This is a genomic window from Streptomyces sp. TG1A-8 (assembly GCF_030499535.1).
Classification (GTDB): Bacteria; Actinomycetota; Actinomycetes; order Streptomycetales; family Streptomycetaceae; genus Streptomyces.
Genome location: NZ_JASTLB010000001.1, coordinates 4387296 through 4409726 on the forward strand (window position 1 = coordinate 4387296; position 22431 = coordinate 4409726).

Sequence of the window (22431 nt, forward strand, 5' to 3'; positions counted from 1 at the left end):
TGAGCGGGCGCGCCGGGTGAGGTGCGAGGCACGGGGTGGACGTCGCCGGGGGTGCGGGCGGGGACCCGAAAGGGGACGGCCGCACGTATCCTGAAGGCCCTTCGGGGCGCGCGCCAGCCGCCCTCCCCGGGGTACCAGCGGAGCCGAGCGACCAGGAAAGAGCGGCCAGCCATGCGCGTCTACGTCCCCCTGACCCTCCCCGGTCTCGCCGCGGCGCACAGGACGGGTGAGCTGGGGACCGGCCCGTTCACCGCCTACGCGGTCACGCCCGCGCTGCGCGAGTGGTACCTCTCCGACGACACCGAGGAACTGGAGTACGCGGCACTCGGCCGGGCCGCGCTCGCCTCCCTGCGGTTGCTGGCGGCCGACCCCGGCGCGCCGCGGCGCCGGGTCGTGGTCGCCGTCGACGTGCCCGAGGGCACCGCCGCGGCGGACCCCGGCCGCGGGCTCGACCCGGCCGCGCTCGGCGAGGTCACGGTGGCCGGTACGGTGCGGCTCGCGAAGGCGGCGGCGGTGCACGTGGACGCCGACGACGCGGAGGAGGACGTCGCCGCGGCGGCGCGGGCGCTGGAGGCGGCCGACGGCGGGGACGACGACGCGCAGTTCGTCGTGGACGGGGCGGAGGACCACGAACTGCTGTGGTACGCCACGCAGGAGGTCCTCCACCTGGTGAGCCGCGTCTGAGGGCGCGGGCGCCGGGGACCGAAGGACCCGGCAGCCCTGCCCCGGCCGGCCCGTTCCGGCTTCCGCGCCGTGACTGTCGGTGGCGGCGGGTACCGTTCTGGCATGGGGAAGCACGCAAGCGCGCACATCGTCTGGGACTGGAACGGGACGTTGTTCCACGACAATGACGCGATCATCGGGGCGACGAACGCGGCCTTCGCCGAGCTGGGGCTGGCCCCGATCACGCTGGAGGAGTACCGGGCGCTGTACTGCGTGCCGGTGCCGAAGTTCTACGAGCGGCTGCTCGGCCGGCTGCCCACGGACGCCGAGTGGGAGCTGATGGACGGGGTCTTCCACCGGTACTACACCCGGCAGCGGGCGCGCTGCGGGCTGACCGAGGGAGCGGCCGACCTGCTCGCCGGCTGGCGGTCGGCGGGACACAGCCAGTCGCTGCTGAGCATGTACGGGCACGAGGACCTGGTGCCGCTGGTGCGCCGGTTCGGGATCGAGGCGCACTTCACACGCGTCGACGGGCGTACGGGGCCGTCCGGCGGCAGCAAGGCGGAGCACATGGTGCGGCACCTGGAGGCGCTCGCCGGGGCGGCGGAGCCCGCGCGCACCGTGGTGATCGGGGACGCCGCGGACGACGCGGTCGCCGCGGAGCACGTCGGGGCGAGGGCCGTGCTGTACACCGGGGGGTCGCACAGCCGGGCCAGCCTCGAGGAGGCCGGGGTGCCGGTGGTGGACACGCTGGCCGAGGCCGTGGCCGAGGCGCAGCGGCTGGCGGCGTAGGAACCGGTCCCGGCCGGCCCGTGCCCACCCGCGCCGCGCCCGGTCGGCCCGCCGGATGCGGCTCCCGCCCCTCCCCGCTTCCGTACAGCCTCCGCTTCTGTGCAGAACGTCAAAGTTCGGCCCCCGATTTTGTACACATACGGCACATGACGGGTCCGGGGTGAGGAGCGATAGCCTTGTGGCGTGATCAGCGCGATGTCCCGCGGGGGCGCTGTTGCCTCCGCCCCGCGCCCGGTGAGCACGGAACACCTTCGTGACCGGGCGGCGGTCGCTGGTCTTCGCGGGTGGGTCGGGGCCTCAGGGGCCCCCAGGACGCCGAGGACGATCCGGGACACGACGGTGCGGGAAGCAGCGTCCTGTCCTTCGGGCGTGTCGACTATGGCCGAATACCCCCCGTTCATCTCGCCTCACGGCATAGCGTCGGACCGGACCGGATACCCCGGGCCGTGGCGTGTCGCCGGAGGGGAAGAGACCGTACTTCCTTCTACGTCACGCAACGGCGCGCGACAGGAGCCAGAGGACAATGCAGACCAAGCTGGACGAAGCCAAGGCCGAGCTGCTCGAGCGGGCCGCCCGGGTTGCTGAGAACAGCCCGGTCGGGGGGCACCTACCGACCGGGAAGACCGGCGAGGGCACGGCCGGCACCCCCGGCGGCGAATCCGTGCGCACGTTCCTCCAGCGCTACTACCTGCACACCGCACCGGAGGACCTCGCCGACCGCGATCCGGTCGACGTCTTCGGCGCCGCGGTCTCGCACCACCGGCTGGCCGAGAGCCGCCCGCAGGGCACGGCCAGCGTGCGGGTCCACACCCCGACCGTGGAGGAGAACGGGTGGACGTGCAGCCACAGCGTCGTGGAGGTCGTCACCGACGACATGCCCTTCCTCGTCGACTCGGTCACCAATGAGCTGACCCGGCAGGGGCGCGGGATCCACGTCGTCATCCACCCGCAGTTCGTCGTCCGGCGCGACCTCACCGGCAAGCTGATCGAGGTGCTGCCCACCCCGGTCACCGACGACCTCCCGCACGACGCGCACGTCGAGTCCTGGATCCACGTCGAGATCGACCGGGAGACGGACCGCGCCGACCTCAAGCAGATCTCCGCCGACCTGCTGCGCGTGCTCTCCGACGTCCGTGAGGCCGTCGAGGACTGGGAGAAGATGCGGGACACGGCGATCCGGATGGCCGACGGCCTGAAGGACGAGCCCGCCCCCGGCGACCTGGCAGGGCCCGAGGCCGAGGAGGCCCGCGAGCTGCTGCGCTGGCTGGCCGACGACCACTTCACCTTCCTCGGCTACCGCGAGTACCAGCTGCGCGGCGACGACTGCCTGGCCGCCGTGCCCGGCACCGGACTGGGCATACTGCGCTCCGACCCGCACCACACCGAGGACGAGCAGCACCCGGTCAGCCCGTCCTTCGGGCGGCTGCCCGCCGACGCCCGCGCCAAGGCCCGCGAGCACAAGCTGCTCGTGCTGACCAAGGCCAACAGCCGGGCCACCGTGCACCGGCCGTCGTACCTGGACTACATCGGCGTCAAGAAATTCGACGCGGACGGCAACGTCGTCGGCGAGCGCCGCTTCCTCGGCCTGTTCTCCTCGGCTGCCTACACCGAGTCCGTGCGGCGTGTACCGGTCATCCGCCGCAAGGTCGAGGAGGTCCTGGACCTCGCCGGGTTCTCGCCCAACAGCCACGACGGCCGCGACCTGCTCCAGATCCTGGAGACCTACCCCCGCGACGAGCTGTTCCAGACCCCGGTTGCCGAGCTGCAGGCCATCGCCACGTCCGTGCTGTACCTCCAGGAGCGGCGCCGGCTGCGCCTCTACCTGCGCCAGGACGAGTACGGCCGCTACTACTCGGCCCTCGTCTACCTCCCGCGCGACCGCTACACCACCGGCGTCCGGCTGCGGATCATCGACATCCTCAAGGAGGAACTGGGCGGCACCAGCGTCGACTTCACCGCCTGGAACACCGAGTCGATCCTGTCCCGGCTGCACTTCGTCGTCCGCGTCCCGCAGGGCACCGAGCTGCCCCAGCTGTCCGACGCCGACAAGGAGCGCATCGAGGCCCGCCTGGTCGAGGCCGCCCGTTCCTGGGCCGACGCGTTCGCCGAGGCGCTGACCGCCGAGTGCGGCGAGGAGCGCGCGGCGGAGGTCCTGCGCCACTACCACAACGCCTTCCCCGAGGGCTACAAGGCCGACCACACCCCGCGCGCCGCCGTGGCGGACCTGGTCCACCTGGAGCAGCTCGGCGAGGACAAGACCTTCTCGCTGAGCCTGTACGAGCCGGTGGGCGCCGCGCCCGGGGAGCGCCGGTTCAAGATCTACCAGAAGGGCGGCTCGGTCTCCCTGTCCCAGGTGCTGCCGGTGCTCAGCCGCCTCGGCGTCGAGGTCACCGACGAGCGGCCGTACGAGCTGCGCTGCGCGGACCGCACGACGGCGTGGATCTACGACTTCGGGCTGCACATGCCCAAGGCGGTCGGCGGCAGCGGCGACTACCTCGGCGACGACGCCCGCGAGCGGTTCCAGGAGGCGTTCGCGGCGACCTGGACCGGCAGGGCGGAGAACGACGGCTTCAACGCCCTCGTGCTGAGCGCCGGGCTGACCTGGCGCCAGGCGATGGTGCTGCGCGCGTACGCCAAGTACCTGCGGCAGGCCGGCTCCACCTTCAGCCAGGACTACATGGAGGACACCCTCCGCAACAACGTCCACACCACCCGGCTGCTGGTCTCGCTGTTCGAGGCGCGGATGTCGCCGGACCGGCAGAAGGCCGGGCTGGAGATCGTGGACGCCCTGCTCGAAGAGGTCGACGCGGCCCTGGAGCAGGTGGCGAGCCTCGACGAGGACCGCATCCTGCGCTCCTTCCTGACCGTCATCAAGGCGACCCTGCGCACGAACTTCTTCCAGAAGTCGCCGGGCGGCCCGCCGCACGACTACGTGTCGATGAAGTTCGACCCGCGGGCCATCCCGGACCTGCCCGCGCCGCGCCCGGCGTACGAGATCTGGGTGTACTCGCCGCGCGTCGAGGGCGTGCACCTGCGCTTCGGCAAGGTCGCGCGCGGAGGTCTGCGCTGGTCCGACCGGCGCGAGGACTTCCGCACCGAGATCCTCGGCCTGGTCAAGGCGCAGATGGTGAAGAACACCGTCATCGTGCCGGTCGGCGCCAAGGGCGGCTTCGTCGCCAAGCAGCTGCCCGACCCGGCCGCCGACCGGGACGCGTGGCTGGCCGAGGGCATCGCCAGCTACAGGACGTTCATCTCGGCGCTGCTCGACATCACGGACAACATGGTCGCCGGCGAGGTCGTGCCGCCGCGGGACGTGGTGCGGCACGACGGGGACGACACCTACCTGGTGGTCGCCGCCGACAAGGGCACGGCGACGTTCTCCGACATCGCCAACGAGGTCGCCCGGTCGTACGACTTCTGGCTCGGGGACGCCTTCGCCTCCGGCGGCAGCGCGGGCTACGACCACAAGGGCATGGGCATCACCGCGCGCGGCGCCTGGGAGTCCGTGAAGCGGCACTTCCGCGAGCTGGGCGTGGACACGCAGTCGGAGGACTTCACGGTCGTCGGCATCGGTGACATGTCCGGTGACGTGTTCGGCAACGGCATGCTGCTGTCCGAGCACATCCGGCTGGTCGCCGCCTTCGACCACCGGCACATCTTCATCGATCCGAACCCGGACGCGGCCGCCTCCTACGCCGAGCGCCGCCGCCTGTTCGAGCTGCCCCGCTCCAGCTGGGCCGACTACGACACCGGGCTGCTGTCGGCGGGCGGCGGCGTCTTCCCGCGCACCGCCAAGGCGATCCAGCTCAACGCGCACATCCGGGAGGCCCTGGGCATCGAGGAGAAGATCTCCAAGATGACCCCGGCCGACCTGATGAAGGCGATCCTGCACGCGCCGGTGGACCTGCTGTGGAACGGCGGCATCGGCACGTACGTGAAGTCGTCGGCGGAGTCGAACGCCGACGTCGGCGACAAGGCCAACGACGCCATCCGCGTCGACGGCCAGGACCTGCGCGTCAAGGTCGTCGGCGAGGGCGGCAACCTGGGCCTGACCCAGCTCGGCCGCATCGAGTTCGCGCGCCAGGGCGGCCGGATCAACACCGACGCGATCGACAACAGCGCCGGGGTGGACACCTCCGACCACGAGGTGAACATCAAGATCCTGCTGAACGGACTGGTCGCGGACGGCGACATGACCGTCAAGCAGCGCAACAAGCTGCTCGCCGAGATGACCGACGAGGTCGGCCACCTCGTCCTGCGCAACAACTACGCGCAGAACACGGCGCTCGCCAACGCCCTCGCCCAGTCCAAGGACATGTTGCACGCGCAGCAACGGTTCATCCGCCACATGGTCCGCGAGGGCCACCTGGACCGGACGCTGGAGTTCCTGCCCACCGACCGCCAGATCCGCGAGCGGCTCAGCCAGGGCCAGGGCCTGACCGGCCCGGAGACGGCCGTGCTGCTGGCGTACACGAAGATCACGGTCGCCGAGGAGCTGCTGCACACCTCGCTGCCCGACGACCCGTACCTGCGCACCCTGCTGCACGCCTACTTCCCGACGGCGCTGCGCGAGCGGTTCGCCGACGCCATCGGCGGTCACCCGCTGCGCCGCGAGATCACCACGACCGTGCTGGTCAACGACACGGTCAACACGGGCGGTACGACGTACCTGCACCGCCTGCGCGAGGAGACGGGCGCCTCCCTGGAGGAGATCGTCCGCGCCCAGACCGCGGCCCGCGCGATCTTCTGCTCGGCGCCGCTGTGGGACGCGGTCGAGGCGCTCGACAACAAGGTCGAGGCGGCCGTCCAGACCCGGATCCGCCTGCACTCGCGCCGGCTGGTGGAGCGCGGCACGCGCTGGCTGCTGAACAACCGGCCGCAGCCGCTGCAGCTCGCCGAGACGGTCGACTTCTTCGCCGAGCGGGTCGAGCAGGTGTGGCAGCAGCTGCCGAAGCTGCTGCGCGGCGCGGACCTGGACTGGTACCAGCACGTGTACGACGAGCTGTCCGCGGCCGGTGTCCCGGACGAGCTGGCCACGCGGGTGGCAGGGTTCTCCTCCGCCTTCCCGGCGCTCGACATCGTCTCGGTGGCCGACCGCACGGGCAAGGAGCCCCTGGACGTCGCCGAGGTGTACTACGACCTCGCCGACCGGCTCGGCATCAGCCAGCTGATGGACCGCATCATCGAGCTGCCCCGCGCCGACCGCTGGCAGTCCATGGCCCGCGCCTCCATCCGCGAGGACCTGTACGCGGCCCACGCGGCGCTCACCGCGGACGTCCTCGCGGCCGGCGACGGCACGTCGACGCCCGGGCAGCGCTTCGAGGCCTGGGAGCGGAAGAACGCGGCGATCCTGGGCCGGGCGCGCGCCACCCTGGAGGAGATCCGCAGTTCGGACTCCTTCGACCTCGCCAACCTGTCGGTGGCGATGCGCACGATGCGGACGCTGCTGCGTTCGCACTCGTAGCCGGACGGCGTGCGGGGCGCCCCGGGCCGGACGACACGGCCCGGGGCGCCCTCTTCCGCGTCATCCGTGCGGGCGAAGACGCGACGAATTACCGCTTTCGTCCCTTTCGGGGTGTTTCGGATCGCTCCCCGGTGTGCAGGGAACCGTGGTGTCCTCGTCAATCTCCGAGCGTTCGAGCCGCACTGGACGGCGCACCGGCGGCATGCGCGCCGCGCCGCCCGGGGCCGCGCGCGCCGGCCGGACGCTGCCCCAGGCCGCCGCCGCGCTCGTCCTGGTGCTGCTGCTCCTGGTGGTCGTCCGGCTTCCCTGGGCGGGTGACCTCGGCATGCACGCGGCGACCGTGCAGCGGCTGCGGCACAGCCTGCTGCACCCCGGCAACCCGCTGGTCGACGCCGACACGCCGAGCCCTTACTACTCGCCGTGGACGCTGCTGCTCGGCTGCCTGGCCAGGCTCACCGGCCTGCCGGTGTTCGTCGTGCTGCGCATCGGCGCGCTCGCGGGCCTGGGGGCGCTGGTCACCGGGGTGTGGCGGTACGTGCGCACGCTCAGCGCGCACCGGGCCGCGCCCGCCCTGGCGTTCCTGTGCCTGCTCCTGCTGTGGGGGCCGCTGCCGTTCAACTGGAGCGGCTTCCTCGGCCTCAACTCCCTCGCGCTGACCGTGTCGTACCCGAGCGTGCTCGCCCTCGGCCTGTCCTTCCACCTCTGGGCGTGGCTCACCCGGGCGCTCGGCGGCGGGACCGACTGGGGCGCCTGGCTCGGGCTGGGGGCGCTCTGGGCGCTGGTCCTGCTGTGCCACCAGTTCTCCGGGGTCGTGGCCAGCCTCGGCGCGCTGGCCACGCTGATCGCGGCGCGGCCGGGCCGGCCGGTGCTCCTGCGGCTCGGCGCCGGCCTGGTCCTCGGCGCGGTCCTGCTGCGGCTGTGGCCGTACTACGACTTCTTCGCGCTGTTCCCGGCGGGCCCGGGCCTGGAGGCGATCCACCGGCCGCTGTACGCGCACCCGGCTGGCCGGTTCGGACTGGTCCTGCTCGGGGTCGCCGCACTGGCCCCGCGCCTTCGGCGGGACCGGCGCGACCCGCTCGTCCTCTTCTTCGCGCTGGGCGCCCTGGTGTTCGCCGCGGGCGGGCTCACCGGCCACTACGCGTGGGGCCGCGCCCTGCCCGCCGCGCTGGTCCCGGCGCAGCTCGCGGCCGCGCTGGAGGCGGTGTCGGCCGGACGGCGGGCGGTGCGGGCGGGGTGGGCGTGCGTGCTGGGCGCGGCACTGGCGGCGGGGGCGTGGACGCAGGCCGGGGCGCTGGGGTACGTGGTGGCGCGGCACGCGCTGCCCGCGGCGGTCGCGGCCAAGTACCGGGCGCCGTGGGCCGGGTACCGGTGGATCACGCCCTGGGTGGGGTACGGGGACGTGGTGATGGCCCGGACCCTCCCGTCCCGGCAGATCCCCGCCTACGGGCCGTACACCGTGGCGCCCGGCTATCCCGACGTGTTCCTGCCGGACGAGGCGGAGCGGAACGCGGCGGTACGGCGGTACTTCGCGGGGGGCACGCCGGCGGGGGAGCGGCGGGAGGCGGTGCGCCGGTACGGGGTGCGGTGGGTCGTGGGCGGGGCGGGAGCCGCCGAGCCGTGGCTGCGGGAGGTGTCCCGGGGGCCGCGGGGACAGGTGCTGTACCGGGTGGTGCCCTGAGGCCCACGGCGACCGCGCCGCGTGCGGCCGCCGCGCCCCGCCGGGGGCGGGGCGCGGCGCGGTCGGCCCCGCCCGGCCGCGGCAGGGGGTGGCCGCAGCCGCGGCGGCCGGGGCTAGCGCAGCGCGCTCGCCACCAGCCGTGCGGCGCTCCGCACGCGGGGGCGGGCCACGCACCGGACCAGCGGGCGGATCACGTGGGCCGTCGCGCCCACCGGGCGCCAGCGGACCTGCAGGCGGCCGGGGTTGCGCCCCTCCGGCTCGACGGTGACCTCGTGGGGGGTCGCGCCGGAGCGGTAGGCGACGCGGGCGGTGCGGGGCGGGAAGTCCGGCGGGGCCAGCAGCAGGCCGGTGTGGGCGAGGCCCTGCTGGGACAGGCGGAGCACGGGGTGGCGTACGCCGTCGAAGCCCTGCACGGGCGGCGTGGCCGTCGCCAGGTCCAGGAGGACCCGGCCCTCGAAGACGCCGGGGCGCACCGGGTCCAGCCGGAAGGGCACCGTCATCCGGCGCCGGCCCGGGGCCAGCAGCAGACTCGCGCGCTGCGGGCCGACCGGGAGCCGCAGACCGGGGTCGTACGTGCGGACGGTGAGGGTGAGGGAGGCGCCGCGGCCCGGTACCAGCCCGGTGATCTCGTGCCGGAACTGCGCGCTCGGGAACGGGCGGGTGTCCAGCTCCAGGTCGGACACGTCCAGCTCGCGGCGGGCCCGGTCCGTGGCGGGGACGGCGTCGCCCCAGTACACCGCGCCGGTGCCGTCCGCCGTGACCTGCCGCGGTGCCACCCCGTGCCCCAGGCCGCGCGCGGCCGTCCGGACGTCGGACAGGCGGCCGTCGCGCAGCAGCTGGAGGACCACCCGCTCCGGGCGGGGCAGCCGGGTGAAGGCGCCGTCCGCCAGGGTCTCCAGGTACGGGTTCATGATCTGTGCGAAGGACTCCAGCCACTCCGCGTCGCGGTGGGGCAGGTCGCCCGCGTACATCCGGAAGTCGTGCTTGAGGAACTTGTAGTCCTTGTCCTCGCGGATCCCGGTGTACCCGCCGGCCAGCAGGAAGTCGTCGATCAGGCGCTGCACCCGGACGCGGTCGCGGACGTTGGAGATCATGTGCCGCTGGTTGGAGATCGACGCCGAGGTCGCCTGCGCGTACGGCTCGATGTACCAGACGTACACCGGGTCCGGGACGATCGTGAACGCCTTGGCCAGGCAGTACGCCTGCGCCGAGAACAGCTGGTCCTCGTAGTGGATGCCCTCGGGGAAGCGCAGCCCGTGGCGGTCCAGGAAGGCGCGGGCGTACATCTTGCCGGTGGAGAGGTGCTCGAACAGCAGGCGGGGGTCCGCCTCGATGCCGTCCAGCGTGCGGTGCTCGGCGACCAGGTGCGGCATCCACGTCGACCGGTGCCCGGTGTCCACCCGGACCCGCCGTACCGCGCCCATGGCGAAGTCCACCTCGCGCGCGCGGTGCGCGGCCAGCAGCACCTCGACGGCGCGGGGCGGGAGCTCGTCGTCGCTGTCGAGGAACATCAGGTACGGCGCCCGGGCGACGTCGATGGCCCGGTTGCGCGGGGCGCTGCAGCCGCCGCTGTTCCGCGGCAGCCGCAGGTAGCGGATGCGGTGGTCCCGGGCGGCCAGCTCCCGCGCCACGGCGGGCGTGTCGTCGGTGGAGTGGTCGTCGCTGATGACGATCTCGATGCCGGGGTGGGTCTGGGCGCGCAGGGAGGCGACCGCCCGGGGCAGGCGGGCGGCGTCGTTGTAGACGATGACCGTCACCGTCACGTCGGGCAGCGTCATGCCGTGGCCTCCTGCGGGGTCGGGGCGGGCGTGCGCTCCTCCAGCGGGAGCACCGGGGGCAGGGCCTCCTCGGGTTCGCCGAGGAACACCCGGCGGACGACCCGTTCGGCGGCGCGGCCGTCGTCGTACTCGCAGAACCGGCGCCGGAAGGCGGCCCGTGCCTTCGCCGCGGTGTCGTCGCGCCAGGCGCCCGAGGTGAGGATCTCGGTCAGTTCCTCCTGGGTGCGGGCGATCCGGCCCGGCGCCTCGGCCATCAGGTCGAAGTAGACGCCGCGGGTGGTGCGGTAGGTCTCCCAGTCGTCGGCGTACACCACGACCGGCCGGTCGAGGTTGGCGTAGTCGAACATGATGGACGAGTAGTCCGTGACCAGCGCGTCGGCGGCCAGGCACAGCTCCTCGACGGGGTCGTAGGAGGAGACGTCGACGATCCGGCCGGTGCGGCGCAGGCCGGCCGGCGGGGAGGCGGCGCCGTGGAAGTAGTGGGCGCGCACCAGCAGCACGGTGCCCTCGCCGAGGCGGTCGACGAGGGCGGCGAGGTCGAGGCGGGGGGTGAAGCCGGCCTCGTAGTCGCGGTGGGTGGGGGCGTACAGGACGGCGGTGGCGCCGGGGGCGATGCCGAGGCGCGCACGGGCCGCGCGGACGTCGGCCGCGGTGGCGGTGTGGAAGACGTCGTTGCGCGGGTAGCCGTGGTCCAGGGAGGTGTAGCGGGCCGGGTAGGCGCGCTCCCACATCCGGGTGGAGTGGCTGTTGGCGCTGACGCTGTAGTCCCACTTGTCGACGCGGGCGAGCAGCGCGGCGAAGTCGAGGCCCTTGGCGGCGGCCGGGTGGTCCATCTGGTCCAGGCCCATGCGCTTGAGCGGGGTGCCGTGGTGGGTCTGCAGGTGGATCGCGCCGGGGCGCTTGACCACCGCGTTGGGGAAGTTGACGTTGTTGGTGAGGTACGTGGCGGTGGCCAGCGTCTCCCAGTAGCGGCGGGTGCCGGGGACCACGTGGTCCGTGCCGGGCGGCAGCAGGGCGGCGTTCTCCTTGCTCACCACCCACACCCGGCGGATGTGCGGGGCGAGTTCGGCGAGCTTCGCCGCGATCGCGGCCGGGTTGCAGGACACCCCGCGGTCCCAGTAGGAGGTGAACACCGCCAGGTGGGGGTCGAGGGGACGCTCCAGCGCCCTGCGGTACCGGTGGCCGCGGACCTTCGCGCTCAGCCGGCGCCTGCGGGCCCGTACGGCCTTCCTGGCCGCGCGGCGGGTGCGGTTGGCGGCCTGGAGGGCGCGGTACCTGGTGTAGGCGCCCTCTTCGAGCAGGGCGTGGCGGACGCCTTCGAGGCCGGCCGGTCGCCGGTGGTCCTCGGGGCGCCAGCGGACCGCCGCGAGGGAGGCCCGGCGGAAGAACTCCCGGGCCACCGGGTCGGGCAGGTCCTCGCGGGCGAAGGTGCGCAGCAGGTCGCGGACCATCAGGCCGTACAGGACCGTGCGGGCGGCCCGGCGGTCCCGGGCGAGGGCGAGCAGGGACTCGTAGCGGCCGACGAGCGCGAACCGGTCCTCGGCGGTCGGGGGCGGCAGGCTCTCGGGGCGCAGCCTGCGGTCCTCGTAGGCGACCTGGTTCAGGCAGGCCACCCGGCGGGCGTGCAGCAGGACGGCGTGGGCGGCGTACGCCTCGTCGTCGGTGGCGAGCAGCTCCCGGTGCGCCCGCCAGAACGCGGCGCGCAGCACGCGGGTGCCGAGCAGCGGGGCGAGGCGCAGCAGGTGGGCCGCGTCGTCCAGGGCCAGGGCGGCGCGGCCGGCCCCGGCGAGGAGACGGCCGTCGCGGGACGGGGTGCCGGCGGTCCGCCAGGTGGTGGTGACGTGGTCCACGAGCAGGACGTCGACCGCGGCGTCCCGGGCGGCTCCGGCCGAGGTGTCCGCCCCGGCCTTGCACGCGGCGTCCGCCGCGGCGTCCAGTTCCGCGGTCCGCTCGGCGATCAGCCGGGGGGCGCCGGCGGGCAGGCCGTCCTTGGCGTGCACGAAGTGCAGCCAGCGGCCGGACGCCCGGGCGGCACCCGCCGCGCGGGCCGCCGCGTCACCGGTGCCGTCCGGCAGGGGCAGCACGACCGTCTCCGGGGCGTGGCCCCCGGCCGTCTCCACGGCCCAGTCGCCGACCGCGGCGACGATCACCTCGGCGTCCGGCAGCGGGTGGGCCGCCAGTGAGTCGAGGAGTCCCGTCAGGTGCCCCTGGGTGTTCGGCCCGTACACGACGACGCTGAGGTGGGGCATCGCTGGGGGCTCCTTCGGCTCGTCATCTCTGGGCGCACCTTTCATAACATACTGTCACTAATTGGATGAAAGGGATATCGCACACGAGCCGGGGCGGGACTCACGAAGGAGGGGCGACCCCCGGGGTCCCGGGCTTCGGCCCCGGTTTCCCGGCCGCGGGCTTCTTCGCCTTGTCGCCCTTGTCGCCGGTGAAGGCCTCGTACTCCTTCAGGACGTCCTCCGTGGGTCCGTCCATGCGCAGTTCGCCGCGCTCCAGCCACAGCACCCGCTCGCAGGTGTCGCGGATCGACTTGTTGTTGTGGCTGACCAGGAACACCGTGCCCGCGTGGCGGCGCAGCTCGCGGATCCGCTGCTCGGAGCGCTGCTGGAAGGAGCGGTCGCCGGTCGCCAGGGCCTCGTCGATCAGCAGGACGTCGTGGTCCTTGGCGGCGGCGATGGAGAAGCGCAGGCGGGCGGCCATGCCGGAGGAGTACGTCCGCATGGGCAGGGTGATGAAGTCGCCCTTATCGTTGACCCCGGAGAAGTCGACGATGTCCTGGTAGCGCTCCTTGATCTGCTCCCGGGACATGCCCATGGCGAGACCGCCGAGGTGGACGTTGCGCTCGCCGGTGAGGTCGTTCATCAGGGCCGCGTTGACGCCGAGCAGGGAGGGCTGGCCGTCGGTGTAGATGTGCCCGTCCTCCACCGGCAGCAGGCCCGCGACCGCCTTCAGCAGGGTGGACTTGCCGGAGCCGTTGGTGCCGATCAGCCCGATGGCCTCGCCCTTGTAGGCGACGAAGGACACCTTCTTCACCGCGTGCACCCTGCGCACGCCGGCCGCCTTCTCGGTCTGCCTGCGGCGCAGGATGCGGTTGAGGGCGGCGGTGGCGGTGCCGCGGCCCGCGCCGGTGCCGTTGACCCGGTAGACGATGTCGACGCGGTCGGCGATGACGGTGGGGACGCCCCCGGAGCCGCCGGCCCCGGCCGTTCCGCCGGCCCCGGCCGTTCCGGTGCCCCTGCTGTTCTCGCTGGTCTGCTCAGCCACGGCCGTACGTCTCCTCAGCCTTCCAGAAGTAGGTGAAGCCGCCCGCGCCGGCGAGCAGGGCCCAGCCGGCGGCCGCGAGCCACACGTGCGGGGGCAGCTGGTGGGCGTGGAAGCTGTCGATCAGGGCGAACCGCATCAGGTCGATGTAGACGGCGGCCGGGTTGACCTGCAGCAGGACCGTCACCAGGTGCGGCAGGTGGTCGGTCTTGGTGATCTTGCCGATGCTCCACATGACCCCGGACACGTACATCCAGGTCCGCAGCACGAACGGCATCAGCTGGGCGATGTCCGGCGTCCTGGCGCCCATCCGGGCCACGACCATCGACACGCCCGCGTTGAAGGTGAACTGCAGCACCAGGGCCGGGACCGCCAGCACCCAGGAAGCGGTGACCGGCACGCCGAAGCAGAGCAGGATGACGACCAGCGCCGCCATCGAGAACAGAAGCTGCTGGAGCTGCTGGAGCGCGAAGGAGATCGGCAGCGCCGCGCGCGGGAAGTGCAGGGCGCGCACCAGGCCGAGGTTGCCGGAGATCGCGCGGGTGCCCGCCATGATCGAGCTCTGCGTGAACGTCCAGATGAACACGCCCGTGACCAGGAACGGCACGTAGTCCGGGACGTTGTGCTTCGTGCCGAGCAGGACGCCGAAGATGAAGTAGTACACCGCCGCGTTCAGCAGCGGGGTCATGACCTGCCAGACCTGACCGAGCTTCGCCTGGCTGTACTGGGCGGTGAGTTTGGCGGTGGCGAAGGCGGTGATGAAGTGCCGGCGGGCCCACAGCTGGCGGACGTACTCCGGCAGGGAGGGGCGGGCGCCGCTGACCGACAGGCCGTGCCGGGCGGCCAGTGCCGCGAGGTCGTCGTCGGCCGGGGCCTGGGTCGGGGGCGGTGTGTGGAGGACCTGGCTCACATCCGCTGCTTTCGCTCGGGGGAGGGGGGTGCCGTGGCCGGCTGCCGCCGGTGTCCGCGTCGTCCGGGGTTCGCCCGGCGTTTCCTTACGCTTCTCTTCGCGTTCTCTTACGTCGGGACGGGACCGTATCGTCGCAACGGGAGCGTAGGGCCAATCGTCGTCGGAACGCAACCGTTCCGTCCTCACGCCCTATGCTGGTCCGCATGACGACGAACGCCGACGAGCCCCCGCCGCGTCCGCGCCGGCGGACCCCCGCGGGGGCCGCCGTGCTCCGTCCGGACGTGACCGAGGCCATCCGGGCGGCCGTCTTCGAGGAACTGGCCGCCGTCGGGTACGCGCGGATGTCCATCGAGGGGATCGCGCGGCGGGCGGGCGTCGGGAAGACGGCGGTGTACCGGCGCTGGCGTTCCAAGCTGCACCTGGTGCTGGACGTGGTGTCGGCGATGGCGGTGCTGGGGCTGCCGGTCCCGGACACGGGGTCCCTGGAGGGCGACCTGCGCCTGCTGTACGAGGTCACGTCCCGGGCGCTGCGGCACCCCGTCGCCTCGCAGGTCATCCCCGACCTCCAGGCGGAGGCGGCCCGCAATCCGGACATCGCGGAGGCGTTCCAAAAGGCCCTGCGGGACGGCCAGGAGGGCCTGGCCAGCAGGATCGTGGCGGCGGCGGAACGGCGCGGGGAGGTGCGGGCCGGGCTGGCCGCCGACCTGGTGCTGGACCTGATCTCCGGCCCGTTGTACTGGCGTTCGGTGGTGATCCGTTCCCCGAAGCCGCCGAAGGGGTACCTGGAGCAGCTGGCCCGGGCCACCGCGGGAGCGCTGAAGGCGCTGTGACGCGCCCGCCGCCGCGGGCGGCGGGCGGCCGGCCGCGCGGTTCCCCACCCCCCTGAGGGGCGGCCCCCGGCCGTCCGGGCGGGTCAGGCCCGGGCCGCCGCCGGGTGCAGCCGGACCCAGCCCTCCCAGGCGGAGGTGATCATGTCCTGGACGTCGTGCGCGGCCCGCCAGCCCAGTTCCGTGGCGATGCGGTCGGCGGAGGCGACGACCCGGGCGGGGTCACCGGGACGGCGCGGGGCGATCGTCGGCGGGTGGTCGTACCCGGTGACCGCGTTGATGCGGTCGATCATCTCGCGCACCGAGACGCCCTCCCCGCGGCCGACGTTGAGGGTCAGGTCGAGGCCGGGCGTGGAGCGCAGGGCGCGGGCGACCGTCACGTGGGCCTCGGCCAGGTCGACCACGTGGATGTAGTCCCGCACGCAGGTGCCGTCGGCGGTCGGGTAGTCGTCGCCGAAGACGCGCGGGGCCGTGCCCTCGGTGAGCCGGTGGAAGACCATCGGGACGAGGTTCGACACGCCCGTGTCGGCCAGGGCGGGGGTGGCCGCGCCCGCGACGTTGAAGTAGCGCAGGGACGCGGTCGCCAGCCCCGCCGCCCGGCCCGCGGCGCGCACCAGCCACTCGCCGGCCAGCTTGGTCTCGCCGTACGGGGACAGCGGCCGACAGGGGGTCTCCTCGGTGACGACGTCCACGTCCGGCATGCCGTACACCGCCGCCGACGACGAGAACACGAACGCCGTGACCGGTGCCGCCGTCACCGCCTCCAGCAGGACCCGCAGCCCCTCCACGTTCTCGTGGTAGTAGTGCAGCGGGCGCCCCACCGACTCGCCCACCTGCTTCTTCGCCGCCAGGTGGACCACCCCGGTGACCTGGTGGGCGGCGATGGCGCGGGCCAGTCTCCCTCCGTCCAGGACGGAGCCCACCACCAGCGGGACCTCCCGCGGGACGCGTCCGGCGTCCCCGGTGGACAGGTCGTCGTAGACCACCGTCCGCTCGCCCGCCCCGGTCATCGCGCGCACGACGTGCGCCCCGATGTATCCGGCGCCGCCGGTGATCAACCAGGTCATGTGCGGCCGTCCCCTCGTCTGCGGAACCTCGTCCGCGGTCCTCGCCCGCGGACCCCGGTGGTGGACTCGTCGGCGACCCCCGCGGGCCGTCGTCCCCGCGGCCCGGTGGTCCCCCGCGCGGCCCGGCCGCGGCGGAGCAGGCGGCGGAGCCGGCCGCGGGCGACCGCCACGGCGCCCCGCACCCCCGTCGCCACGCGCAGGGCCAACGCGCCGGAGTGCGTGGCGTAGGGCTGGACCAGCAATACGCCGTGCCGGGCGCACGGGACCGCGCGCCGGCGCAGGCGGCCGGCGCCCGCGCGGGCGTGCGCCGTGACCTGCCGGGACGTGCCGTCCGCGAAGCGCAGGGTCAGGCGCAGGTCCCAGGTGCCCGCGCCGAGCGCGGCCGGGCCGACGGGCACCTCGGCCACCCAGGTGCCGGCACCGGCACCGCCCGTGCGGTCCGTGGCCTGCGTACCCGCAGCGTCCGCAGTGCCCACCGGGTCCGCAGTGCCCGCCGTACCCGCCGCGTCCCCCGTTCCCCGCGCGCCCTGCCCGCCCGAGGGCGTGAACCGGGCCGTCGCGCGCTGGGCCACCCGCCCGTCCTCCCGGGCGTGCCACTGCGCCACCACCTCCTGCGGCCCGGCCTCGGCCACCCGCCCGTACAGCTCGTGCAGCCGCAGGCGCAGCCGGGCGGCACGCGCGCGCGGGCGCAGTTCCGCGTCCACCGCCAGGGGGAGGAGGCCGGCGGGGCGGGTCAGCAGGGGGGCCAGGGAGACCCGGGGGAGGTCGGCGGACCAGACGGGAGTGCCGTCGGCGGCACGGGCGTAGGGCGGCAGCAGGCGGGCCGGGCGGGCGGCCAGCTCCCTCAGGCGGTGCAGGTCGCGCGGCTCGGGGGAGGCCAGGACGACCCGGGCGAGCAGCCTTCCGGGTGCCGCCGGGTTCGAGGCCCAGTCGGCGGCGTCGTAGCGGGCGAGGTGCTCACGGGTGTGCGCCCACCAGGCGCGCTGGTAGTGCGCGTCGCGCAGGCCCAGCTCGCGCGCGTACATGCGCAGGTCGTGGTCGAGGAACTTGGCCCGCGCGGCGCGCGCCAGCTCCTTTTGGCCGGCGTCCAGCAGGATGTCGTGGGCCAGCGCGCAGGCCTCGGCGCGCGCCTTCCAGTTGTCGACGCGCTCCCGGTCCAGGGAGAGCGACGGCCGCCCGGCCGACCGGCGCACGTGCCACACGTACACGCGGTCCGGCACCAGCGCGATGCGCGGCGCGGCGGCCAGCACGCGCGCGCCGAAGACGAAGTCCTCGTACAGGAAGCGGCCCTCGGGGAAGCGGATGCCGTGCTCGCGCAGGAAACCGGTCCGGTACAGCTTGTTGACGCACAGCGTGTCGTGGACCAGCCGGGGGCGCCGGGAGGGGTGCGCGAGGACGGCGTGCGCTGCGTAGAGGGAGGCCTGCCACGGCTGTTCGCGCCCCGAGGGCAGCTCCCGGCGCACGCACAGCCCGCCCGCCACCTCGGCGCGCGCCCCCGTGGCCGCCGCCAGCAGGGCGTCCACCGCGCCGGGGGGCAGCACGTCGTCGCTGTCCAGGAACATCACGTACGGCATCGTCACCGCGTCGGCGCCGGTGTTGCGCGGGCTGCCGCAGCCGCCGCTGTTCGCCTCCCGGCGCACCACCCGCAGCCGGGGCTCGCGGGCGGCCAGGCGGGCCAGCAGTTCGGCGCTGCCGTCCGTGGAACGGTCGTCCACGGCGACCACCTCGCCCACGGCCGGCCCCTGGGCGAGCGCCGAGCGCACGGCGTCGGCCACGTGGGCGGCGTCGTTGTAGCCGATGACGACGACGCCGGCCCGCGGGGCGGGGGACTGCTCTGGCGGGTCTGGCGGCATGAGAGGGGTCCAGGGGTCCACGGGCCGGGGGTGCGGGACCCCAGATATACCGGAATGTACGCCGATGTGCCCTTCGAGGGGCGGCTCAAGGGGCGGCTCAAGGGGCGGCGAGCGTCCGGTCGGGGTGACGGCCGGGGCGGGTCCCCGCCGCCGGCGCCGCCTCCCCGGCCCGGGGCCGTGCCGAGCGCCACAGCCGGACGACGGACAGCACGGCGGCGGCCGCCAGCAGCCCGTTGCGGGCCGCCGTCAGCAGGCAGCCGGCCCAGGTGCCGTCGACCACCTCCCGGTAGAACACCGGGAAGGCCGCGCTGCTCAGCGCGGCCGCCGCCAGCACCAGCGCCGCCACGGGACGCTGGCTGGTGCGGCGCGAGGTCAGGCACACGGCGGCCAGCCCCAGCAGCCAGATCAGGTACTGGGGGCTGATGACCCGGCTGGTGACGGTGAACAGCAGCACCGCGCTCAGCGCCGCGTCGTACGGCGTGGCCTCGCTCCAGCGCCGCGCCCGCACCCTCCACACCACCAGCAGCCCGAAGGCGGCCGTCGTGAGCGCGAGGGAGGCGGCGGCGACCGCGGTCACGTGCGGGCCGACCAGTTCGATCGCGCCGTACTGGTAGCGGGAGCGGCCGGACCAGCCGGCGTGCCGTGCGAGGTTCAGCGCCGTACCGCCGAGCGACTCGATCTGCACGCCCCGGCCCCCCTGCTCCCGCAGGAAGGCGAACGGGTCGCTGAACGACACCGCCAGGAGGGCGAGCGAGGCGCCCCCGACGGCCACCGCCCACGCCCACGCCGTCCGGGTCGCGCGCCCCGGGGGTGTCCCCAGCAGCACCAGCGCCGGCCACACCTTCACCAGCGCGCCCAGCGCTGCGAGGGCGCCGCCCGCGCGCGGGAAGCGCGCCGACGCCAGCAGGGAGAGCACGGCGAACGCGGTGACCTGCACGTCGTACCGGGCGAGCGGCAGGTGCAGCAGCAGCGGCAGGCCGCCCGTCCACACCGCCGCGCCGAGCAGGCTCCGGCCGGGCCGCGTCCCCGCGCGCACCAGCGCCACGGCGACGAGGGCGTCCGCGGCCAGCGTCAGCAGCACGAACGCCTGGAAGTACGTCAGCCCCGGCACCAGGCCCGGCGCCAGCAGCACCGCCCCGGCGCCCGGGGGGTACTGCCAGGTGGCGTCGCGCGCCGGGAACGCGCCGTGCGACAGGACGCCGTACCAGTGGGCGTACAGCCGCCACACCTCGCGTGCCACCGCGCCCCCGCCGAGCAGGGACGCGCCGTTGTGGGCGAGCAGCCACAGCATCAGCGCGCGGGTGGCGAACCAGGCGGCGCCGAGGGCGAGGACCGGGCCGGGGGTGACACGGGGACGGTTCATCGCGTGGGAGCCTAATCCGCGCGGATGGTGTATTCCTGCCGATACGCCGTCAATGACCGGAACGGGTTGGCCAATCGCGAAAGATCGGGCCGTGATGAACGTCGGGCCTCTGGTGGAACCGCAGTCGCGCCAGTCGACTGGAGCAGCAGCCGTCGTGCCGGACGGCGCGACGGCTCGCGGGACGAGCCGGGCGCCCTCGCGCGTCCGGCGCGCCCTCGCCGTGTCCGTGCCCGCGCTGGTGATGCTCGCGCTCGGACTGTGGGGCCTCGACCGCGGCGGGATGTGGCGCGACGAGGCCGTCACCTTCCAGGTCGCGCGCCGCACGGTGCCGCAGATCTGGCGGCTGCTGCACGGCGTGGACGCGGTGCACGGCCTGTACTACCTCCTCATGCACGCCGTCCTCGCCGTCCACCCCGGCGAGGTCGTCCTCCGGCTGCCGTCCGTGGGCGCGGCGGCGGTGACCGCGGGGCTGGTGGCCGCGCTCGGCACCCGGCTGGGCCGGCCGCGCGTCGGGCTGTGGGCCGGACTGCTGTACGCGACCACGCCGATGGCCGCGCACTACGCGCAGGAGGGCCGCTCCTACGCGCTGGTCGCGGCCGGTGCCACCGGGGCCACGCTGCTGTTCGTCCGGGCGGTGCGCGGCGGTTCCTGGTGGGCGTACGGCACCCTCCTCGGCCTCACCTGCTGGCTGCACGAGTTCGCCGTCCTGCTGTTGCCCGCCCACGCGGGGTCGCTGGTGCTGGCCCGGGCCGGGGCGGCGGTGTGGCGGGGCTGGGGGCGCGCGGCCGGTGCGGTGGGGGCCGCGCTGGTGCCGATGGCCCTCGCGTCCCACGCCCAGTCGGCGCAGGTGGCCTGGTTGCGCAAGCCGACGGCGGAGACGGCGCAGGGGCTGCTGCGGGCGTTCCTCGGGCCGACGGACGGGGTCTACTGGGTGTGCCTCGCGCTGGCCCTGCTGGGGGCGGCGACGGTGGTGGGGCGGCCGGGGGAGGTGACCCTGGCGGGGGTCGCCCTGCCGCTGGCCGTGGTGCCGCCGGCCGGCCTGATGCTGGTGTCGCAGGTGTCGCCGCTGTACGTCGACCGGTACGTGCTGTACGCCCTGTCGGGGGCCCCGCTGCTGGTGGCCTGCGGGGCCGACCGGGCGGCCGGGGCCGTGCGGCACCTGCGGGGGCGTCCTTCGCCGGCCGCACCGGCGCCCCCCGGACGGACGGCCGCCCTGCCCGGCCCCGCCCGTCTCCCGCTGGCCGGCGTCCTCGTCCTCGCCCTCGCCCTGGCCCACCAGGTGCCCCGGCTCCGCGACGACCACGACCCCGGCCGCCGCCCCGACGACCTCGCCGCGGTCTCACGGGCCGTGGCGCGGGAGGTCCGGGCGGGGGAGGGGGTGGTGTTCGTGCCGGTGCAGGCGCGCAACGCGGCCCTCGCCTACCCGGGGGCGTTCCGCGGGGTGCGGGACGTGGCGCTGGTGGAACCGGGGGCCGGCTCCGGGACCCTGTACGGGCGGGAGGCCGGTCCGCGGGCCCTGCGGCGCGACCTGGCCCGGCTCGACCGGGTGTGGGTCGTGGCGGACCGGGGTCTGCTCGCCGGGCGCTGGCGGCCGCACGGCCCCGTCGAACGGACCAAACTCGACGTCCTCGCGCGGGACTTCGTGCCCGGCCGGGAGTCCGTGCGCGGCAAGGTGACCGTCCGCCTCTACGTCCGCCGGGCCGGTGCGCTCAGTGCCCCCGCGTTTCCTCCAGCACCGCGGCGTCCAGCGCGGTCGTGAGCCGGTCCAGGCGCTCGCGCAGCTCGCCGATCTCCGCCAGGCCGAAACCGGTGGCCGCCGCGATCCGGCGCGGCACCTCGACGGCGCGCTCCCGCAGCGCCGCGCCTTCGCCGGTGAGCCGCACCCGCACCGACCGCTCGTCCCGCGCGCTGCGCTCGCGCCGCACCAGGCCGGCCCCCTCCAGCCGCTTGACCAGAGGCGAGAGCGTGCCGGAGTCGAGGCGCAGGTGCTCGCCGAGCTTCTTGACCGACAGGTCGTCCCGCTCCCACAGCACCAGCATCACCAGGTACTGCGGGTAGGTGAGCCCGAGATCCCCGAGGACCACGCGGTAGACGCCGTTGAAGGCGCGCGACGCGGCGTGCAGGGAGAAGCAGATCTGGCGGTCCAGGCGAAGCCAGTCCGCCTCGGGGGCCGGGGAGGGGGTGGGGGACGGCATTTCGGTCATGGTTCCAGGGTAGCTCCGCAGGCCATTGCAAGCCATTCAATTGCGTACAACTTAATTGTGTGCTCTACTCATGGTCGTGAGGCGGCCGGGACCGGCCGCCGGACCAGCAGTCACTCTTCCAAGGGATGGTCTTCCATGGACGCGCTCTACACCGCCGTCGCCACCGCCACCCACGGCCGCGAGGGCCGCGCCGTCTCCTCCGACGGCAGGATCGACGTCGCCCTGGCCATGCCGGTGGAGATGGGCGGCAACGGCCAGGGCACCAACCCCGAGCAGCTCTTCGCCGCCGGGTACGCCGCCTGCTTCGGCAGCGCCCTCGGCCTGGTCGGCCGACAGGCGAAGGTGGACGTCAGCGACGCCGCGGTGACCGCCGAGGTCGGCATCGGCAAGCAGGGCGAGGGTTTCGGGCTGAAGGTGACGCTGCGCGTCGAGCTGCCCGACACCCTGGACGAGGCGACCGGCCGCAAGCTGGTCGAGACCGCCCACCAGGTGTGCCCCTACTCCAACGCCACCCGCGGCAACATCGAGGTCGACCTCGTCATCGAGTAGCGGACGGGCCACC

General features: G+C 74.4%; 15 protein-coding genes. 7 read left to right on the forward strand and 8 right to left on the reverse strand.

The annotated features are described in order from the left end of the window. Positions 1 to 171: 171 nt before the first annotated feature. The 4 genes from QQY24_RS19245 to QQY24_RS19260 all read left to right on the forward strand — a co-directional run bounded on the left by QQY24_RS19245 (position 172) and on the right by QQY24_RS19260 (position 8597). A complete protein-coding gene (locus QQY24_RS19245; RefSeq protein WP_301973929.1) occupies positions 172 to 684 on the forward strand; it encodes a hypothetical protein in 513 nt (170 codons plus the stop codon). Between the two features lie 102 nt (positions 685 to 786). Then, a complete protein-coding gene (locus QQY24_RS19250) occupies positions 787 to 1455 on the forward strand; it encodes an HAD family hydrolase (RefSeq protein ID WP_301973930.1) in 669 nt (222 codons plus the stop codon). Between the two features lie 523 nt (positions 1456 to 1978). Continuing rightward, on the forward strand, positions 1979 to 6919 hold the full coding sequence (locus QQY24_RS19255; RefSeq protein WP_301973931.1) for an NAD-glutamate dehydrogenase: 4941 nt from the start codon (positions 1979 to 1981) through the stop codon (positions 6917 to 6919). A 202-nt stretch (positions 6920 to 7121) separates the two neighbouring features. Then, positions 7122 to 8597 carry a hypothetical protein gene (locus tag QQY24_RS19260; RefSeq protein WP_301976289.1) on the forward strand — a complete coding sequence of 492 codons (1476 nt, stop codon included), beginning with the start codon at positions 7122 to 7124 and terminating at the stop codon, positions 8595 to 8597. Positions 8598 to 8710: 113 nt separating this feature from the next. On the opposite strand, the gene QQY24_RS19265 is transcribed toward QQY24_RS19260, so the two are convergent. The 4 genes from QQY24_RS19265 to QQY24_RS19280 all read right to left on the reverse strand — a co-directional run bounded on the left by QQY24_RS19265 (position 8711) and on the right by QQY24_RS19280 (position 14555). Further along, positions 8711 to 10375, reverse strand: coding sequence for a glycosyltransferase family 2 protein (locus QQY24_RS19265; RefSeq protein ID WP_301973932.1), 1665 nt, complete (start codon positions 10373 to 10375; stop codon positions 8711 to 8713). Continuing rightward, positions 10372 to 12624 (reverse strand): CDP-glycerol glycerophosphotransferase family protein, encoded by a 2253-nt coding sequence (locus QQY24_RS19270; protein ID WP_301973933.1) that lies wholly within the window; start codon positions 12622 to 12624, stop codon positions 10372 to 10374. Before QQY24_RS19270 ends, QQY24_RS19265 begins: the two co-directional genes overlap by 4 nt. Before the next feature lie 100 nt (positions 12625 to 12724). After that, the gene (locus tag QQY24_RS19275; RefSeq protein WP_301976290.1) at positions 12725 to 13552 is read right to left on the reverse strand and encodes an ABC transporter ATP-binding protein; all 828 of its coding nucleotides are present in this window, start codon (positions 13550 to 13552) and stop codon (positions 12725 to 12727) included. A gap of 88 nt (positions 13553 to 13640) precedes the next feature. Then, positions 13641 to 14555 (reverse strand): ABC transporter permease, encoded by a 915-nt coding sequence (locus QQY24_RS19280; protein WP_301973934.1) that lies wholly within the window; start codon positions 14553 to 14555, stop codon positions 13641 to 13643. A 203-nt stretch (positions 14556 to 14758) separates the two neighbouring features. On the opposite strand from QQY24_RS19280, the gene QQY24_RS19285 reads away from it, so the two are divergent. Then, positions 14759 to 15385 (forward strand): TetR/AcrR family transcriptional regulator, encoded by a 627-nt coding sequence (locus QQY24_RS19285; RefSeq protein WP_301973935.1) that lies wholly within the window; start codon positions 14759 to 14761, stop codon positions 15383 to 15385. 83 nt (positions 15386 to 15468) lie between these two features. Here QQY24_RS19285 and galE read toward each other — a convergent pair whose 3' ends face one another. The 3 genes from galE to QQY24_RS19300 all read right to left on the reverse strand — a co-directional run bounded on the left by galE (position 15469) and on the right by QQY24_RS19300 (position 19665). Then, a complete protein-coding gene (gene galE, locus QQY24_RS19290) occupies positions 15469 to 16449 on the reverse strand; it encodes a UDP-glucose 4-epimerase GalE (RefSeq protein WP_301973936.1) in 981 nt (326 codons plus the stop codon). Further along, entirely contained in the window at positions 16446 to 18302 is a 1857-nt protein-coding gene (locus tag QQY24_RS19295; protein ID WP_301973937.1) for a glycosyltransferase family 2 protein, read from the reverse strand. Before QQY24_RS19295 ends, galE begins: the two co-directional genes overlap by 4 nt. 97 nt (positions 18303 to 18399) lie before the next feature. Next, the gene (locus tag QQY24_RS19300) at positions 18400 to 19665 is read right to left on the reverse strand and encodes a glycosyltransferase 87 family protein (protein WP_301973938.1); all 1266 of its coding nucleotides are present in this window, start codon (positions 19663 to 19665) and stop codon (positions 18400 to 18402) included. A gap of 94 nt (positions 19666 to 19759) precedes the next feature. Between QQY24_RS19300 and QQY24_RS19305 the strand changes: the two genes are divergently transcribed. Continuing rightward, positions 19760 to 21424 (forward strand): glycosyltransferase family 39 protein, encoded by a 1665-nt coding sequence (locus QQY24_RS19305; RefSeq protein ID WP_301973939.1) that lies wholly within the window; start codon positions 19760 to 19762, stop codon positions 21422 to 21424. On the opposite strand, the gene QQY24_RS19310 is transcribed toward QQY24_RS19305, so the two are convergent. Further along, positions 21375 to 21869 (reverse strand): MarR family winged helix-turn-helix transcriptional regulator, encoded by a 495-nt coding sequence (locus tag QQY24_RS19310; protein ID WP_301973940.1) that lies wholly within the window; start codon positions 21867 to 21869, stop codon positions 21375 to 21377. The two genes, QQY24_RS19305 and QQY24_RS19310, sit on opposite strands and share 50 nt — an antisense overlap. 135 nt (positions 21870 to 22004) lie before the next feature. Between QQY24_RS19310 and QQY24_RS19315 the strand changes: the two genes are divergently transcribed. Next, positions 22005 to 22418 (forward strand): organic hydroperoxide resistance protein, encoded by a 414-nt coding sequence (locus tag QQY24_RS19315; protein ID WP_301973941.1) that lies wholly within the window; start codon positions 22005 to 22007, stop codon positions 22416 to 22418. Positions 22419 to 22431: the final 13 nt, after the last annotated feature.

Excerpts from the sequence above, each read along its gene's own strand:
- QQY24_RS19245 (WP_301973929.1), top strand. The coding sequence starts at position 172 with ATGCGCGTCTACGTCCCCCTGACCCTCCCCGGTCTCGCCGCGGCGCAC.
- QQY24_RS19250 (WP_301973930.1), top strand. The coding sequence starts at position 787 with ATGGGGAAGCACGCAAGCGCGCACATCGTCTGGGACTGGAACGGGACG.
- QQY24_RS19255 (WP_301973931.1), top strand. The coding sequence starts at position 1,979 with ATGCAGACCAAGCTGGACGAAGCCAAGGCCGAGCTGCTCGAGCGGGCC.
- QQY24_RS19260 (WP_301976289.1), top strand. The coding sequence starts at position 7,122 with ATGCGCGCCGCGCCGCCCGGGGCCGCGCGCGCCGGCCGGACGCTGCCC.
- QQY24_RS19265 (WP_301973932.1), bottom strand. The coding sequence starts at position 10,375 with ATGACGCTGCCCGACGTGACGGTGACGGTCATCGTCTACAACGACGCC.
- QQY24_RS19270 (WP_301973933.1), bottom strand. The coding sequence starts at position 12,624 with ATGCCCCACCTCAGCGTCGTCGTGTACGGGCCGAACACCCAGGGGCAC.
- QQY24_RS19285 (WP_301973935.1), top strand. The coding sequence starts at position 14,759 with ATGACGACGAACGCCGACGAGCCCCCGCCGCGTCCGCGCCGGCGGACC.
- galE (WP_301973936.1), bottom strand. The coding sequence starts at position 16,449 with ATGACCTGGTTGATCACCGGCGGCGCCGGATACATCGGGGCGCACGTC.
- QQY24_RS19295 (WP_301973937.1), bottom strand. The coding sequence starts at position 18,302 with ATGCCGCCAGACCCGCCAGAGCAGTCCCCCGCCCCGCGGGCCGGCGTC.
- QQY24_RS19300 (WP_301973938.1), bottom strand. The coding sequence starts at position 19,665 with ATGAACCGTCCCCGTGTCACCCCCGGCCCGGTCCTCGCCCTCGGCGCC.
- QQY24_RS19305 (WP_301973939.1), top strand. The coding sequence starts at position 19,760 with ATGAACGTCGGGCCTCTGGTGGAACCGCAGTCGCGCCAGTCGACTGGA.
- QQY24_RS19310 (WP_301973940.1), bottom strand. The coding sequence starts at position 21,869 with ATGACCGAAATGCCGTCCCCCACCCCCTCCCCGGCCCCCGAGGCGGAC.
- QQY24_RS19315 (WP_301973941.1), top strand. The coding sequence starts at position 22,005 with ATGGACGCGCTCTACACCGCCGTCGCCACCGCCACCCACGGCCGCGAG.